Genomic DNA, 15,528 nt, shown 5'->3' on the forward strand with positions numbered 1-15,528 from the left:
TTTCAACATGCAAACGATAAAAACAGAAATCAATGATAACATCGTTACTACAGGAACGAAAAAACCGGTCTATCAAACAAAACAATTGAATTTATGGTATGGGACACACCATGCTTTGAAAAATATCGACTTGGATATTATGGAAAATGAGGTTACTGCGATCATCGGTCCTTCAGGATGCGGGAAATCGACTTATATCAAAACATTGAATCGAATGATTGAATTGATTCCAACCGTGAAGACTTCCGGTGATATCATATATCGCGACCGCAATATCTTTGAAAAAAATTACCGTGTGGAAGAACTGCGGACAAAAGTGGGAATGGTCTTTCAGAAGCCAAATCCATTCCCTAAATCAATCTATGACAATATTGCTTACGGTCCCCGCACCCATGGCATCAAAAACAAAAAAGTTCTGGATGAAATCGTGGAAAAAAGCTTGCGCGGAGCGGCCATCTGGGATGAAGTGAAGGACCGTCTGAACACGAATGCTTACGGATTATCAGGCGGACAACAGCAGCGTATCTGTATTGCAAGATGTTTGGCGATCGAACCGGATGTCATCTTAATGGATGAGCCCACATCCGCACTTGACCCGATTTCCACGCTGAAGGTGGAAGAGCTGGTTCAGGAACTCAAGACGGACTACAGCATCATCATCGTGACTCATAACATGCAGCAGGCAGCACGTATCTCAGATCGCACGGCTTTCTTTTTAAACGGTGAAGTTGTAGAATTTGATAAAACGGACAAAATTTTCTCTACTCCTTCGGATAAGCGTACTGAAGATTATATTTCAGGAAGATTTGGATAATAAAATCAGTAATAAACAAGAAAAGTGGGAACAGGAAGGGGTATGACTATGTCAGTAAGAGGTCATTTTGATGCAAATTTAAAAGAACTTCAAACAAAGCTTATGGAACTTGGAAATATCGCGAAGGCAGCTCTTGAAAGAAGTATCAAAGCACTTGAAGAAAAAGATGTGGATACAGCACTTGCCATCATTGAAGGAGATCAGAAAGCGGATGATCTAGAAGAAGAAATCAATGACCTTGCCATTCTTCTGATTGCCAAGCAGCAGCCTGTGGCGACAGATTTAAGAAGGGTCATCGTCGCAATCAAAATTGCATCGGATTTGGAGCGGATCGCTGATTTCGCTGTAAATGTTGCGAAATCCACCATCCGTATCGGAAGTGAGCCATTGATCAAGCCCATACACCATGTCAAAGAAATGCACGGCATCACATCTGAAATGATTGGTTTGACACTTGAATCCTTTGTTGAAGAAGATGTTGTAAAAGCGAAGAAAATCGCGGAAATGGATGACAGGGTGGATGATTTATACGGCGAAACCATCCAGGAGCTTCTTGCGTTAAATAAAGAAAAGCCTGAGTTTACATCCCAGATTACACAATTGTCCTTCATTTGCCGCTACTTGGAAAGAGCGGCAGACCATACAACCAATATTGCTGAAGGTGTCTTTTATTTAGTCAAAGGACGCCGTTATGATTTGAATGAATAGAAAAAACAAGCTGTCCGGGTTTACGGGCAGCTTGTTTTCTGTATGTTTATTTCGTAATCAGTTCTGCGATTTCCTTAACTGTCATCTCAGAGTTAACAAGAAAATCACCGATTTGAATATTATCAGCATATTCATTGTCTACAATATATTGGACAAACTGTTCATCTTCACCAATGATCATTGCTTCTTGCAGTTTTCCTTCGATATCAGCAGGTGTCATTCCAGCTTTAATCGTTAATGTCAATTGATACTTTTCACTTTGAGATGGCGGTATTGTTGTGTCTTTTTCGGTCTTATATGCATCCAGCTGCTCTTTAAGTGCTGAAATTTCATCCTCTTTCGCTTTTATTTCCGATATTTTTACGAGTGTATGGCCTTCAGGTATGGAATCCGAAGATAAAAATGAAGCACTGTTAAAGTAAAAAATATATAAAAAAATGATAGCGGTGGTAAACAAAATGCCTGTTGAAAAAGCTCTGGTTGTTTGTCTGTTCATATGAGCTCCTTTCTAGAGGGTTGAAATGATGTTCTGAACATCCGATTTGGTAAGGGCTGATTGTTTGGCGATTTGTTCTAAAGGGATCCCCTGTTGATAGAGGGCGATGACTTGATTCCTTACGACTTCATGAATCGGTTTCCTAACCGGGGTAGTACGTCTCATGGAGGCATCTCCGTCCATCATAAGTTCTTCCTCCAAAACTCTCAGCCTTTTCTTCATTTGATAATTTTCCTGCAGGATTGTCATCGACAGATCTTCCACTTCTTTTTCAATTGACGCATACCGGTCTTTTTGAAAAAAAGAAAGAATGAATAATAGAATGGAGAAGCTTATTAACCCCAAAAGCAGTATTTCCAAAAATATCACCTCATGCTAGTTTGTTCTTTCTTATTTATAGCATAGAAAGGAATCGTTCTCTAGAGAAGGAAAGCATTATTTGTAAAATAACTATGTAATTTGTCAGATTGGTCACAGCTTTTCTGCTAAAAAATTGTCGTAACTCCAATGAAACCGCTTTATATGTGGTGTTTTGAATATGGTAAGTGATTTTTTGAAAGATTTTCTGCGTACATACCTCGTTGTAATCACCTTTAACAAGATACGACAAAATGCGTTTATTGTAGGTTTTTGAATAGGGTGTTACGATTAATTTAAGAATAATTGTCATAATATTTAGATGAATTCATATACTACTTGTTTAATGCTGGGAGGGTTATTTGTGTTAAATGAAATAATTAAAATGAGAGAGCAGGGAATTTCTTTCAGGAAAATTGCCAAAGAATTGGGTACGACTGTTGGAAAGGTACAATATCAATGGGTAAAGTACCAAAAAGTGATGGAAACAGGAGAGATGCAATCTGCGGAAATACAAACAGAGATAAAGCAATCGGGTAAACGAACGGGAAAGGTAAAGAAAAAGGCTGTCCTAAAAACGGGAAAACCAAAAACCAAACCGTTTATCCATGACTTCACGATTACATATTCAACAGGGTCACGAATTTATTGTTATTGGACGGTTTCAACAGAATGGCTCGATCATACGAAAGCCCACTTTAGCCTGGACGCGGCATCTCCATTCGTTCTCAGATTGTATGATATCACCTCGATCAACTTTAATGGCCACAACCATCATTCCCACATGGACACGTACGTTCCTTGTTCAGAATCTGACTGGTTCATCAATGGCCTTAAAGAAAATAGAAGTTATTGTATAGATTTAGGGCTGCGTTTACCTTCAGGCGAATTCATTGCCATCAGGCGTTCAAATGTCATTCATACGCCAAGGACTACTTGGGATGCGGAATATCATAGTTTGAGAGAATTAAAAGAGTTCGAACAAGGCAGGATGAATGAACCGAAATGGGTGGAACATGTAAGCACCTACTCTTATTATGTGATGAATCAGGAGGATAAAGCATGAGCGCCAGACAGACAGTGATGATATTACCCAAATTTCACGAACCTATTATGGATATGGAAGATAAAAAAGAATCTGAAGAAAGATGTACTGCCCTATTTAAAGAAAATTTAAATCTTATTACTCTACTGAAAGAAAATGATGGTGATCCCATACCTGTCATCATGGACCCATTGGTATTGTGTTTCTTTTCAACTGAAGAGTTCATCGATGCCGCAGATTCATTTATGCAGGGCATGCTCAGAAGGGAAGAAGAAAAAGAAAAGTGGGTCCACATTTACTCCCAATGGATGAGTTGGAACAAAAATCTTTCAGAGGCTTATAAAAACCTGATGGAGGAAGGAAGAACGATTCTCATTCCGACTGCTTTGAATTCAATTCCCATGACCCACTATCGGACATCGCGCGGAATGGAGGTCCAGGTGAAAGTGAGCATTGAGATTTTCAATAAATATTTGGGAGTAAGACCCGAATTTTTCTGGCTGCCACAAGCTGCATATTTGCCCGGGCTGGACCTTTACTTGATCAGGGAAGGTATAAAAGCCTCCTTTATCTCTATCTTTTCTTACAAGTTCAGTGAAAAAGAGAAGGAAGGTGCTGAAATTCTCCGAAGTCCAAGAGGGTTGAAATTGATACCGGTTTTTCCTAAGGATCCTCAAGAACCGTTGAGTAGAGAAACGGACAAAGGGATTTCTCTAGTCACTCTTGAACTGGCTGGCCGTGAAAGAACGGAGCTTAAAGAGCTTTCATCATCATCCATACAAAGATGGCTTAATGCCCCATCTTCGCTTGGGAGAATTGGATTCGGCTATTTAGGGATGGAAGACCAAGCTCCAATACTGCAAGACGCTGCGATGAAGAATATGAGAAAAGTACATGAAATGGAAGAAACATTGGATAAGGTGAATTCTGATGTCATAAACAGTTCTGGATTCCATCAGCTATTGAGGGAATTTATTTCTGCCCTTCAAGGATTGAATGAGAAAGAACTGGACACATCCCATTTTAATCGAATAGCCGCCATCATCTCTGATGGAAACACGGAAGATCATTTCTTTAACCATCGAAACAAAGTAAATCCACTACTTTCAGGAGAATTGCTGGACAATTGCTCTCGGGAACAAACGTCTGTTACAGGGGAGGAAAAGCGTGATGCCGTTTTGATCCTCAGCTGGGAATATCCACCTAATATAGTAGGAGGACTCTCCCGCCATGTATTTGATTTAGCTAATAACCTTGTCAAGAAAGGCAAACGGGTGCATGTTCTCACTGCAAGGTCCAAGGATTCCCTTTCTTATGAAACAGTTGAAGGGGTGACCATTCACCGTGTGCATCCATTACACCCATATGAAGAGAATTTCTTTAATTGGGTGTTCGATCTTAATCAATCTTTCATTCAGTACGCGCATGATTTGATCTCCCAGGAAAAAATCACTCATATTCATGCCCATGACTGGATTGTATCGACATCTGCAATCAAGCTGAAGGAATTTCACTCCCTGCCTTTAATCACGACCATACACGCCACCGAACATGGCAGAAATCAAGGGATCTTTACCGAGCTTCAGCAGAAGATTCATCGCGAAGAACAACATTTGATCACTGCTTCCGATCATCTGATTGTATGCAGTGATCATATGAAAGAAGAAGTAAAATCATTATTCACTTTTAAGGCACCAATCGAGGTGATCCCGAATGGGGTCGAGTTAGATAGACTTGAACATCTGCCTTCACATCATTCAATGGAGGCAAGCAGACCATACTTCTTTTCTATCGGAAGGATGGTGCATGAGAAAGGATTTGAAACGCTCATTCGCGCCGCTTCTCTTTTAAAAGGTGAAGGTCACGAGGTCTCATTCATCATTGCAGGCAAAGGACCGATGCTCGAGCAATACCGCCAGATGGTGAAGAATGAGAATCTCGACGATATGGTGTTCTTCACAGGGTTCATTTCTGATGAGAAGAGAAACAGCTATCTGGAACATTGCCAGGCAGTCATTTTCCCGAGTCTTTATGAACCCTTCGGAATTGTTGCCTTGGAGGCAATGGCTTTTAGAAAAGGGGTCGTTGCCTCAGACACAGGCGGTCTGAAAAGCATTGTAAAGCATGAACAAACAGGTTTAGTGTTTCAGCCTGACAATGAATTCAATCTATATACCCTGCTTCTTTCATTGATAAACGATCCAGGGAAATCCGAACGATTAGGTGAAATGGGTTTCAGGATGGCAAAATCCATGTTCAGCTGGGAGCGGATTGCCGATCAGACGATTCATGTGTATGAGGATGTGCTCCTCCAAACCAAAGTAGAAGGACTACGGTGATGAAGGCGGTCATTTTGGCGGGAGGAGAAGGAAAGAGGCTGAGACCTTACACGATTTCAGTCGCCAAGCCAATGGTGCCGATCCTTAATAAGCCCATCCTTGAGTACAGCATTAATCTGCTGCGTTCCTATGGTATCAAAGATATCCTCATTACGACATGCTATAAAAGCCATACCATCAAGGACTACTTCGGAGACGGAAGCAGGTTTCATGTGAATATCACCTATTTGGAGGAGAGGAGGCCGCTTGGAACCGCAGGCGGAATCTTTTTGGCAAAACATCTCCTGGAGGAGCCTTTCCTTGTACTCAGTGGAGATGCGTTTACCAATATTCCCATAGATCAGGTAATAAACTTTCACCACAGTAAAAAAGCGGCCATGACACTTGTGTCAAAAGAAGTTCCGGACCCAAGGGAATATGGAATCTGTTATACCAATGAAAGCAGAAAGCTTATTGATTTTGTGGAGAAACCTTCCATATGGGAAGGGAATGAAGTCAACACCGGAGTGTATATGGTCGAACCTTTCCTCCTTAAAAAATATTCACGGAAAGGTGCTCTGGATTTCAGTCAGGATCTTATCCCTTCCCTTCTGAAAAACGATGAAGCGGTATACGTGTTCAAAACAAATGCCTACTGGAGAGATATCGGCAACCCGGAAGAATATAAAAAAGCACGGGAAGATCTGATGAGAGGGCAGTTCACTCCGGAGAAGGCATCGAGCTTTGCAAAAAAGTCAGATACAGCCATTCTTGACCCATTCATCACCAGGGTGCAGGTAGCTTGCCCTAAAGTGAAAAAGCCATTCGTACTTGCCAAACTGTTGGAATCAATATCAGTCCCCGCCATGGATGAAGAAGAATTCATGATCGAGCACCGGGATGGCGGCTGGACAAAAATAATCAGTGATCCTGAAAGAGGCTTTATTATTTATTCAAAAGCGGATCGGAGAAATCTGGCGAGAGAGCTTGCCAGGTACTATGGGAAAAAAATAAAAACATGGCAAAAGGTGTAGAGGCTGATGAAAAATAATAATCGGAATAAGAAGTTTCATATTCAAGGAATCGCCTGGAAGGAAGCGGGTTTATATATACCACTTGGGAAAATGAGCACTCCGTTCAATGGAATAAAAGTCAATTTATCTGAAGGGAATGAGAATTGGGGGGAATCTTTATCGTTTGAATTTGAAAATGTGACGAAGGAAACCAGAAAGTTGAAAATATTCTTCCTGGTGGAATGGCTGTCCTGCTGTGAAGAGACGATAGGCGTTCTCTCCCTTTCGAAAAATGCTTTCTATAATTACAGTAAAAATGATATGGCCATGTCCAATGTCGTTTCAAGTGCAGATCATGTTAAAAAATCCGTATATCCTTTGAATTTAAAGGGTTTGCAGCTGTGGAAAAGGTCGTTGAAAAATGGCAGTCTCTCATATTATCCAATCACAAACGGTCTTCATATGATGGCTTATATGCTCGAGTATACATTCAAACCGTTTGAAGTAAAACAAGGGAAGCTTTTCGCTGTGGAAGGAACTGTGCACGGTGAAGGATTAAATTTCACCGATAGAATGAAAAACGGACTAGCATTTCAGCAGGAAAAGTGATATTATAGAAAAGTCGTATGAATAGATGAAGATTGTGAAGTTTGGAGGGAAATAATAATGCGAGTAAACATTACTTTAGCTTGCACAGAAACTGGTGAGCGTAACTATATTACTACAAAAAACAAGCGTAACAACCCAGACCGTCTTGAGCTAAAAAAATATTGCCCGAAATTAAAGCGTGTAACTCTACACCGCGAAACGAAATAAGCAGCCGGATTTTATCCGCTGCTTTTTTTTTATACATAAGTTGCTGCCTTTTAAGGAAAAACTTAATAGCCGGTTCCTCTGTTGCTATAATAGATAAAGAGGAGGAGGGATTTCATGGATAAAAAAGCAATGAGAAAAAATCAGCTTTCAGCATTAATGGCGATTTCTCCATTGGAATATGAACAGAAATGTTTTCGGATTGAACAAAGACTCTTTCAATCTGACGCATGGATAAACAGTGAAGTATTAGCGGTCACGGTTTCCAAGTCCCCTGAGGTCAATACGTGGAACATCATTAAGAGGGGCTGGGAAGAAGGAAAGAAGATTTGCGTTCCAAAATGCAAGCCTTCAACGAAAGAATTAACTTTCCATGAGTTGAATTCTTTTACTGATCTTGAAAAAGTTTATTATGATCTGTATGAACCGATTCCTTCGATTACAAATTCAGTACATAAAGAACTCATTCAGGCAGTGATTGTCCCTGGACTGGCATATACGGAAAAAGGGTACCGGCTCGGATTTGGAGGGGGTTATTATGACCGCTTTCTTTCAGGTTACAACGGACGGACACTATCTGTGGCATTCAATGAGCAAATGGTGGAGAGTCTGCCTGTTGAGTCATTTGATGTTCCAGTAGATGAAATCATCACAGAAAGTGATACGATTCAGTGTGGATAAATCGATGATGATTGCATTATTGATCGTTCTGCTTGTTTCCTATGGAGGATGGAAAACGAAGAACTTGAGTTTCTCAGGAGCACTGTCAGCCTTCCTTATGGGGTGCATCATCAGCTATTTCTATCATTGGAAAGGACTCCTGTTAATAGGGGCGTTTTTTCTGAGTTCCAGCATATGGTCAAAACTATTTTCAGCTTCAAAAGAAGGAATACAAGGGCGGCTGGCAAAAACTTCTGTTCGTGATTGGCAGCAAGTATGGGCCAATGGGGGACCGGCAGCCCTGTTTATCATTCTATTCCATGTCACAGGAAGTGAATGGTGGCTTTACTCATTTGCAGCGGCTGTCGCTGCTGCGAACTCCGATACGTGGGCTTCTGAGATCGGACCTTTGAGCAGGAAAGATCCTCTTTCAATACGATCTTTCAAGATGGTGGAAAAAGGAACTTCCGGTGCGGTCTCCGTGATTGGGACGGTCGCGGCATTAGCGGGTTCCATCTTTATATCCATGTTGTTTTTTATTTTTGAGGGATCTATTCAGTGGTCACATTTCATTCTCATCAGCGCGGCAGGGTTCCTTGGAAATATTTTTGATACAGTGGCAGGGGCATATTGGCAGGAGGAATTTACATGCTCCGTGTGTAAATCTTCCACTGAAGCTGCTCTGCACTGTGGTGCCCCTGCCGTCAGAAGCAAAGGATTTTCATGGGTGAATAATGAAAGTGTCAATTTTTTATCGAGTTTTCTGGCGGGGTTAGCCGCTCTCCTAATCATTCCCTTGTGATAATCTATGGATAAACTGAAGCCATCTGAACCAAACTATTCTCAGGAGGGATTAGTATGAACGGATGGACCAAATGGCTTGTTCTTGGCAGTTTGATTTTGTTCTTGATACCTAACCGCTATCGGATACTCAACCTGCTCCTCAGTAGTATCTTTATTCGCCGATTTGCTGTAAAAGGGGCAATGAGCATCCCGGGGATCCGCGCAAAATTCATGCAAAGTACATTCCGCTAGAAAAAGGCTGTACGGGAGGTTGTTTCCTTTCGTGCAGTCTTTTTTGCATGGAGTGCATTTAAAGGGGCCTTATAACTTTACATCATAAAAATGGAAAGGGTATAGTAGCATTAAATCAGGATGCAGTCAGAACCATCCTGCAACTTCAAAGAAAGTAGTGGATGTAGTGAATTTAAGGTATCATTACCTCTTTTGGAAAATAGCGCTTTTCCTTATTGAACAGAAACAGTATCGGATACTGACTCTATCCCAGGAACAGGACGAAATCTGGTTTGAGAACACTGCTCTGAAAGAGCCGGATATCATCAGGCTTCGCCTGAAAGATCTTGATTGGGGTTCATGGGTTGAAAGGGATATTGAACATACCGTCCAAAATGCAGAGAGAATCCGCAGAAAGAGACGTAAAAGACGTTTGAAGATGAAAAACTTGTACATAAGCACCTATCCGCCTGTAGATGGTGGGGATGGGGTTTTTAATGACCATGCCGCGGCAGAAAGTGATAAATTGATCGTAGTGTCCATGTTGATAGATGAAACGATGGGAAGAGAAAGGTTAAAGAGCGACCCTCTATTCGGCGATGGAGAATGGGACCTTCCTACAGAAGTACTCGAAGCCAACGTAGAATGGGTGAAAAGCAGGGCAGTGAATGCTTCTGCAAAACAGATTCAACGAGAAAGGCAATTGTTTGAGAAGGGGAAACCGTTTTTTACCTATCTATTCATAGCGGTGCAACTGATCATGTTTGCCGTCTTGGAGATGAATGGAGGAAGCCAGAATCCTCAAACGCTGATTGAATATGGGGCGAAATATAATCCGTTAATAATAGAGGGTGAATGGTGGAGACTCGTTACTCCGATTTTCTTACATATCGGGGTACTCCATCTACTCATGAATACTCTTGCTCTCTACTACTTGGGTAACGCGGTCGAAAAAATATATGGGCGCTTCCGTTTTGTTTTCGTCTATATGGGTTCAGGAATCGCCGGCTCCTTTGCCAGCTATCTTTTCACAGCCAATCTTTCAGCCGGTGCAAGTGGAGCGATCTTCGGGTGTTTCGGGGCCCTGCTTTATTTTGGTGTGCTGTACCCGAAAATTTTCTTTCGTACAATGGGCACCAATATCATTGCAGTCATTTTATTGAATCTGGCGTTCGGTTTTACCATTCCCGGGATTGACAACGCAGGTCACCTCGGTGGTTTGGCCGGTGGTTTTCTTGCTGCAGGAATCGTCAGTGTTCCGGGATTATTTCGCCCTTTCAGGCAGATGATCATTCTACTTGCCACCATTGTGCTGATCGGTATGATGTATGTAAGTGATCGGCAGTCTGCTCCTTCCGAGTGGGATATCACCACTGTAAACGGTGTTGCCCAGGAAAAAATCACAGCCGGGGAATGGACGGAGGCAGAAGAATTATTGAATGAAGTCATCGAAAAGGGTTCTCCGAATGCAGAGACCTATTTTTACCTTTCATATGCTGAAATCAAGCTTGGAAAAGCTAAAGAGGCCAAAGAGCATCTGTTGAGTGCCATTGAAAAAAGGGATGATTTTCACGAAGCACATTACAATTTGGCTCTAATCCTGTCTGACAGCGGCGAACGTGATGCGGCTCTTTCCCACTCCAAAAAGGCCTATAGCTTGAATGGATAGGAGGATAAATATAAAAAACTTGTCCAGGAATTAGAAGGAAACCTCTAGGAAAGTGCGATCCGCTGTCTAAGTAATGAAGGGTTTCCGTCTTTATCAATTAGAAGTACAAGAACTTCTTTCTTATCTTTTTTGACTAAAATAAGGGGGATGGTGCTGTCGAGCGAATCGATAATCGTACCATCTTCCTTTTTTATCCCTAAATAATAGTTCTTATATAAGCCTTCCCAAAGGTTTCCGACAAGTCTCTCCCATTCCACTTTGTCAAACCCCTCCAGCGGCTCTTCTTCCAGGCTTGGTAAATCCGTGAGTGGGAAAGCGGTATATTCCTCAATTGGAATACCAAGTGACTCTATCCCTTTCTCCCACAAAAAGTCCAATTGTTGAGATGAGACACGGTCCAGTATGGTCTTCCATTCTTTTTCTGCATCTGTTTCCGGCTGTCTGAAAGAGTTTAGCGGGCTGAAATTAGAATCTATTACATACAGCTTATCTTCCGTCATCTTTTGCGCACTCGTATACTTCTCATCGTTTTCATGAATTTCAGAGTAATGGAATGATAGTGCTTGTAAAAGGCTGCTCTCCTTCCCTTTGAATGATTCTTCCTGGACGATCTGATCAGTATCTTGTTCCCATTCATTCATTTTTCCTTTAAGTCTTCCATTGATAAAAAGAAATCCTACATCCTGCCGCAAGTAGGCTGGCGTATCGAGCTTGGAAGAGGTCTTCCATTTTACTTCATACACATTATCTTTTTTCTCAGGCACAAGCGTGAGAAGGGTTGATGCGGACTCATATGTAACATTTTCATTGATCGGGAAAAAAATAATGCTTTCCTTTGTCCGTGGCTGATAAATGAACTCGATTCCGATTGCTAGAATGAGCATGAGGATCAAGAATGGAATAGCATTCAGTAGCTTATGTTTCATATCGTTCACTCCAATGGTTTGTCCGGTTGTTAATTCATATGTCGCAAGCGGGGGTAATATGTTTCGATGTATGATTTGGCTGTGCATTGTCTAGTATGGTAAAGATGGTAAAACATGTTAACGGATGAGGAGTGAAGGCTCAGAATGACGAAGGAGAAAAAGCCTGTCTCTACGAGGATAGAAGAAAATACAAGTTATCTTAAAGAAGCTTTGGCTGTTGATAAAAGTTTTGATGTCATTCAACTGGATTTAGAATATGCCGAACGGAAAATGGCGATGTTTTTAGTGGATGGTTTCGTTAAAGATGATATTATGCATTATTTAATGAAGCTATTGTCAGGACTGAGTCCAGAGCAATTAGAAGAAGATGCGCTCCAGAAACTATTAAAAACATATATCCCTTATATCGAAATCGAGCAGGTAGACGATCTAAATCAAGTCATTGATTTGGTGCTGGCAGGACCTACTGCGCTCGTGGTGGACGGCATTGATAAAGTCATTATCATCGATGCCAGAACCTACCCGGTCAGAGGGCCGCAGGAACCGGATATCGAAAGGGTCGTCAGGGGATCGAGGGACGGTTATGTAGAGACGATTGTATTCAATACGGCACTAACGAGAAGAAGGGTGCGCGATCCGTCCCTCCGCATGGAATACATGCAGATAGGGAGAAGGTCGAAAACGGATATTGTCGTGTCATATCTTGAGGATATTGCAGATCCCGAATTAGTGAAAAAAATCAAGGATGCCATCTCTAAAATCGATACAGATGGACTTCCGATGGGAGAAAAAACACTGGAAGAGTACATTTCAGGGAGGCATTGGAACCCTTATCCCATGGTAAGGTATACGGAGAGGCCAGACACTGCTGCCGCTCATTTATATGAAGGGCATGTCATCATCATGGTCGACGGTTCCCCGAGTGTATTGATTACACCTACGACATTTTGGCATCATTTGCAGCATGCCGAGGAATACCGCAACAAGCCTTCAGTAGGGGCTTACCTGCGTTTTGTGAGATTTATCGCAGTGTGGAGTTCTGTTTTTTTACTTCCTCTCTACTATTTATTTGCTATCCAGCCCGAGTTGCTTCCAGATCAACTTAGTTACGTGGGGCCCAATGAAACTGGAGAGGTTCCATTATTCCTCCAGTTCTTACTGATTGAGATAGGGATTGATATCCTGAGGATGGCAGCCATCCACACACCATCCTCGCTCGCCACCGCATTAGGACTGGTAGCTGCGTTAATGATTGGGCAGGTGGCTGTTGAAGTCGGGCTCTTCATTAATGAAGTAATTTTATATCTTGCAATTGCGGCAATCGGTACGTTTGCTACACCGAGTTATGAGCTTAGCCTGGCAAACCGTCTCGTGCGTATCTTTTTGCTGGCCGCGACTTCCTTGTTCGGTGTTTATGGGTTCGTGATTGGCGTAATGGCCTGGTTAATTGCATTATCAAGAATGAAATCATTCGACATCCCCTATATGTGGCCGTTCATACCGTTCAATTTCAGGGCATTCAGGGACGTATTCCTGCGTTCGCCAATGCCCCTAAAAAACAGAAGACCGCGCTTCCTGCATCCTAAGGACCCGGATCGTTAGGTGCTTTAATTAAAAGAGGCTGAGACAAAATAGTTTAGTCGCAGGGAAATCCGAACTATTATCTTGAATTCTAGGATTCAAAATAGTTCGGATTCTTTTGTTTTTCTAAAGTATGCATTTAGTCTTTGGTCTGACCAGCGGTTGATTGGAGTGCAAGACGAAGACTCCTGCGGGAAAAGCGAGTTAGGTGAGACCTGTCCAGCTCCAGGGCTTAGAGGCACATGTCATAAGTCAACTCGTCCAAGAAGGCAAAGAACGCCTTCGTGGCCGTTTCGCCTTATGCCACCCGCCTCTGAGCAAAGCCCTTCTGCTTTTCTAACCCGCAGGAGCGAATGCGACGAGGAGGCTCACCAACCGCCCGCGGAAAGCGAAGTCTTGCACGGAAATCAATAGCTGTATTCACAGCCCTCACTTAAATTGTTCGTCTTTAGTTGTTCAAATTTTAGTTTTTCCAAAGCTGTTTGTATTCTCTATAAAATGGAATCCTTGATATTTAGGACGATTCCAGCTGTTGCATGGGATTATGCAGCGGTGGTTTAGAGTGGGTTTTATGAAGAAAGAATTGAGAACAGCCCGGATTTATCATATACTTTAGTGTGAAGAAAGAAAGCAGGTGTAAGAATGAAAACGATTTATGATATCCAGCAGTTTCTCAAATCTTATGGGACGATCATTTATGTTGGACATCGTCTTTCAGACCTGCAGCTAATGGAAGACGAGCTGAAAGAGCTGAATAAATCCCAGTTGATTGAAACGAAAGATTTCCAGACGGCTCTGTTATTATTAAGGCAGGAAATAGCGATAGAAAAAGAAAAACAAGACAAATAAGGGTGATACTATGACGGAAAAATGGCTGGTAGGGGTCGACTTAGGCGGCACCACGACCAAAATTGCATTCTTGAGCAAATACGGTGAACTGTTACATAAATGGGAAATCCCAACTGATAAATCCGATAATGGCAAAAACATCATCGTCGATATAGCCAAGGCGATCGACCGAAAGCTTGAAGAACTCGATCAGACCAAAGATAAACTAGTCGGGATCGGCATGGGTGCTCCGGGCCCGGTAGATATGGCAAAAGGTATTATTTATGAAGCAGTGAATCTGGGCTGGGATAAAAACACCCCATTGAAGGATCTTCTGGAAGTAGAAACAGGTTTGCCGGCTGTCATTGATAATGATGCAAATTGTGCAGCGCTCGGTGAAATGTGGAAAGGTGCAGGCGATGGGGCCAAAGATCTTGTCTGTGTCACGCTTGGAACCGGAGTAGGCGGAGGCGTCATTACAAATGGAGATATCGTGCATGGAGTAAGAGGGGCAGGCGGGGAAATCGGTCACATTACAGTCGTACCGCGTGGCGGGTTCCAGTGTAATTGCGGCAAGACCGGCTGTCTTGAAACGGTAGCATCGGCAACGGGTGTCGTACGTCTGGCGAATGAAACCTTGGATTCAACTTCCACTCATTCGGCATTAAGGGATCTTCGGAACGAAAATGATGTGATCAGTGCCAAGGATGTCTTTGATGCCGCCAGAAACAATGATGAATTAGCGAAAAGCGTTGTCGACCAGCTTGCTTTTTATCTTGGTCTGGCATTAGCGAATTTAGGCAACGTATTGAATCCTGAAAAAATCGTGCTCGGCGGAGGCGTCTCTAAAGCAGGTGATGTTTTATTGAACCCTGCCGCAAACTATTTTGAACAATTTTCTTTTCCGACAGTTAAAACATCTACAGGAATAAGCATCGCCACTCTCGGCAATGACGCAGGTGTGATAGGTGCAGCCTGGCTGGTGAAAAATAAAATTTAATTCATGAATAATAAGAAGCTCCCATATCGGGGGTTTTTTATTTGGATGAATGACTACTATTGTAGATGGAGTGGGACTCATGGCTTAAAAGGGTGTAAGTTCTATAGAAGTGAGATGTGGGCCAAAAGGTTCATTTTGAATAAAAATGGACAAATTGAAACTTTTAACTGTTTTAAACGTCTAATAGTATGGGTAAGAGAATAAGGTGTAAAATATCATTTTACACTAGTTGTATGAATTTGGGTTTGACGTTTTGTAAAAAAAGTATTAAGATAACTCATGGTTC

17 protein-coding genes are annotated in these 15,528 nt (G+C 42.1%); 14 read left to right on the top strand and 3 right to left on the bottom strand.

Annotated features, from left to right (window positions below; genetic code table 11):
* Positions 1-7 precede the first annotated feature (7 nt).
* Entirely contained in the window at positions 8-814 is an 807-nt protein-coding gene (pstB, locus tag ACXAFV_RS08455; protein WP_475125703.1) for a phosphate ABC transporter ATP-binding protein PstB, read from the top strand.
* A 48-nt stretch (positions 815-862) separates the two neighbouring features.
* Positions 863-1,522, top strand: coding sequence for a phosphate signaling complex protein PhoU (gene phoU, locus ACXAFV_RS08460; RefSeq protein WP_475125704.1), 660 nt, complete (start codon positions 863-865; stop codon positions 1,520-1,522).
* Between the two features lie 46 nt (positions 1,523-1,568).
* On the opposite strand, the gene ACXAFV_RS08465 is transcribed toward phoU, so the two are convergent.
* Together ACXAFV_RS08465 and ACXAFV_RS08470 are read right to left on the bottom strand one after the other, a co-directional pair.
* On the bottom strand, positions 1,569-2,018 hold the full coding sequence (locus ACXAFV_RS08465; protein ID WP_475125706.1) for a hypothetical protein: 450 nt from the start codon (positions 2,016-2,018) through the stop codon (positions 1,569-1,571).
* A gap of 12 nt (positions 2,019-2,030) precedes the next feature.
* Positions 2,031-2,378 (bottom strand): hypothetical protein, encoded by a 348-nt coding sequence (locus ACXAFV_RS08470; RefSeq protein WP_475125708.1) that lies wholly within the window; start codon positions 2,376-2,378, stop codon positions 2,031-2,033.
* Positions 2,379-2,739: 361 nt separating this feature from the next.
* Here ACXAFV_RS08470 and ACXAFV_RS08475 point away from each other — a divergent pair, with 361 nt between their 5' ends.
* The 9 genes from ACXAFV_RS08475 to ACXAFV_RS08515 all read left to right on the top strand — a co-directional run bounded on the left by ACXAFV_RS08475 (position 2,740) and on the right by ACXAFV_RS08515 (position 10,907).
* Positions 2,740-3,441: a DUF4912 domain-containing protein gene (locus tag ACXAFV_RS08475; protein ID WP_475125709.1), complete on the top strand. Its 702-nt coding sequence runs from the start codon at positions 2,740-2,742 to the stop codon at positions 3,439-3,441.
* Entirely contained in the window at positions 3,438-5,759 is a 2,322-nt protein-coding gene (locus ACXAFV_RS08480) for a glycosyltransferase family 4 protein (RefSeq protein ID WP_475125711.1), read from the top strand. Before ACXAFV_RS08475 ends, ACXAFV_RS08480 begins: the two co-directional genes overlap by 4 nt.
* A complete protein-coding gene (locus tag ACXAFV_RS08485) occupies positions 5,759-6,772 on the top strand; it encodes a nucleotidyltransferase family protein (protein WP_475125712.1) in 1,014 nt (337 codons plus the stop codon). The genes ACXAFV_RS08480 and ACXAFV_RS08485 overlap by 1 nt, the downstream gene beginning before the upstream one ends.
* A 6-nt stretch (positions 6,773-6,778) precedes the next feature.
* Positions 6,779-7,360: a hypothetical protein gene (locus tag ACXAFV_RS08490; RefSeq protein WP_475125713.1), complete on the top strand. Its 582-nt coding sequence runs from the start codon at positions 6,779-6,781 to the stop codon at positions 7,358-7,360.
* Positions 7,361-7,417: 57 nt separating this feature from the next.
* Positions 7,418-7,567 (top strand): 50S ribosomal protein L33, encoded by a 150-nt coding sequence (gene rpmG, locus ACXAFV_RS08495; RefSeq protein ID WP_064091498.1) that lies wholly within the window; start codon positions 7,418-7,420, stop codon positions 7,565-7,567.
* 114 nt (positions 7,568-7,681) lie between these two features.
* On the top strand, positions 7,682-8,245 hold the full coding sequence (locus tag ACXAFV_RS08500; RefSeq protein WP_475125715.1) for a 5-formyltetrahydrofolate cyclo-ligase: 564 nt from the start codon (positions 7,682-7,684) through the stop codon (positions 8,243-8,245).
* Positions 8,205-9,026: a DUF92 domain-containing protein gene (locus ACXAFV_RS08505; protein WP_475125717.1), complete on the top strand. Its 822-nt coding sequence runs from the start codon at positions 8,205-8,207 to the stop codon at positions 9,024-9,026. Before ACXAFV_RS08500 ends, ACXAFV_RS08505 begins: the two co-directional genes overlap by 41 nt.
* Positions 9,027-9,082: 56 nt before the next feature.
* Positions 9,083-9,259 carry a hypothetical protein gene (locus ACXAFV_RS08510; RefSeq protein ID WP_475125719.1) on the top strand — a complete coding sequence of 59 codons (177 nt, stop codon included), beginning with the start codon at positions 9,083-9,085 and terminating at the stop codon, positions 9,257-9,259.
* Between the two features lie 166 nt (positions 9,260-9,425).
* Positions 9,426-10,907 carry a rhomboid family intramembrane serine protease gene (locus ACXAFV_RS08515; RefSeq protein WP_475125721.1) on the top strand — a complete coding sequence of 494 codons (1,482 nt, stop codon included), beginning with the start codon at positions 9,426-9,428 and terminating at the stop codon, positions 10,905-10,907.
* A gap of 44 nt (positions 10,908-10,951) precedes the next feature.
* Here ACXAFV_RS08515 and ACXAFV_RS08520 read toward each other — a convergent pair whose 3' ends face one another.
* A complete protein-coding gene (locus ACXAFV_RS08520) occupies positions 10,952-11,833 on the bottom strand; it encodes a hypothetical protein (protein WP_475125722.1) in 882 nt (293 codons plus the stop codon).
* Between the two features lie 144 nt (positions 11,834-11,977).
* Between ACXAFV_RS08520 and ACXAFV_RS08525 the strand changes: the two genes are divergently transcribed.
* From ACXAFV_RS08525 to ACXAFV_RS08535, 3 genes are all read left to right on the top strand, one after another.
* Complete coding sequence (locus ACXAFV_RS08525) at positions 11,978-13,435, top strand: spore germination protein (protein WP_475125723.1); 1,458 nt, start codon at positions 11,978-11,980, stop codon at positions 13,433-13,435.
* Between the two features lie 621 nt (positions 13,436-14,056).
* Positions 14,057-14,263 carry a YqgQ family protein gene (locus tag ACXAFV_RS08530; RefSeq protein ID WP_475125725.1) on the top strand — a complete coding sequence of 69 codons (207 nt, stop codon included), beginning with the start codon at positions 14,057-14,059 and terminating at the stop codon, positions 14,261-14,263.
* Between the two features lie 10 nt (positions 14,264-14,273).
* The gene (locus ACXAFV_RS08535; protein WP_475125727.1) at positions 14,274-15,242 is read left to right on the top strand and encodes an ROK family glucokinase; all 969 of its coding nucleotides are present in this window, start codon (positions 14,274-14,276) and stop codon (positions 15,240-15,242) included.
* Positions 15,243-15,528: the final 286 nt, after the last annotated feature.

The sequence above is a fragment of the Rossellomorea sp. ABR4_012 genome, assembly GCF_056159545.1.

Bases quoted from the DNA above. Each gene is read 5' to 3' on its own strand.
- pstB (WP_475125703.1), top strand. From the start codon at position 8: ATGCAAACGATAAAAACAGAAATCAATGATAACATCGTTACTACAGGA.
- phoU (WP_475125704.1), top strand. From the start codon at position 863: ATGTCAGTAAGAGGTCATTTTGATGCAAATTTAAAAGAACTTCAAACA.
- ACXAFV_RS08465 (WP_475125706.1), bottom strand. From the start codon at position 2,018: ATGAACAGACAAACAACCAGAGCTTTTTCAACAGGCATTTTGTTTACC.
- ACXAFV_RS08480 (WP_475125711.1), top strand. From the start codon at position 3,438: ATGAGCGCCAGACAGACAGTGATGATATTACCCAAATTTCACGAACCT.
- ACXAFV_RS08485 (WP_475125712.1), top strand. From the start codon at position 5,759: ATGAAGGCGGTCATTTTGGCGGGAGGAGAAGGAAAGAGGCTGAGACCT.
- ACXAFV_RS08490 (WP_475125713.1), top strand. From the start codon at position 6,779: ATGAAAAATAATAATCGGAATAAGAAGTTTCATATTCAAGGAATCGCC.
- rpmG (WP_064091498.1), top strand. From the start codon at position 7,418: ATGCGAGTAAACATTACTTTAGCTTGCACAGAAACTGGTGAGCGTAAC.
- ACXAFV_RS08500 (WP_475125715.1), top strand. From the start codon at position 7,682: ATGGATAAAAAAGCAATGAGAAAAAATCAGCTTTCAGCATTAATGGCG.
- ACXAFV_RS08505 (WP_475125717.1), top strand. From the start codon at position 8,205: ATGAAATCATCACAGAAAGTGATACGATTCAGTGTGGATAAATCGATG.
- ACXAFV_RS08510 (WP_475125719.1), top strand. From the start codon at position 9,083: ATGAACGGATGGACCAAATGGCTTGTTCTTGGCAGTTTGATTTTGTTC.
- ACXAFV_RS08520 (WP_475125722.1), bottom strand. From the start codon at position 11,833: ATGAAACATAAGCTACTGAATGCTATTCCATTCTTGATCCTCATGCTC.
- ACXAFV_RS08525 (WP_475125723.1), top strand. From the start codon at position 11,978: ATGACGAAGGAGAAAAAGCCTGTCTCTACGAGGATAGAAGAAAATACA.
- ACXAFV_RS08530 (WP_475125725.1), top strand. From the start codon at position 14,057: ATGAAAACGATTTATGATATCCAGCAGTTTCTCAAATCTTATGGGACG.
- ACXAFV_RS08535 (WP_475125727.1), top strand. From the start codon at position 14,274: ATGACGGAAAAATGGCTGGTAGGGGTCGACTTAGGCGGCACCACGACC.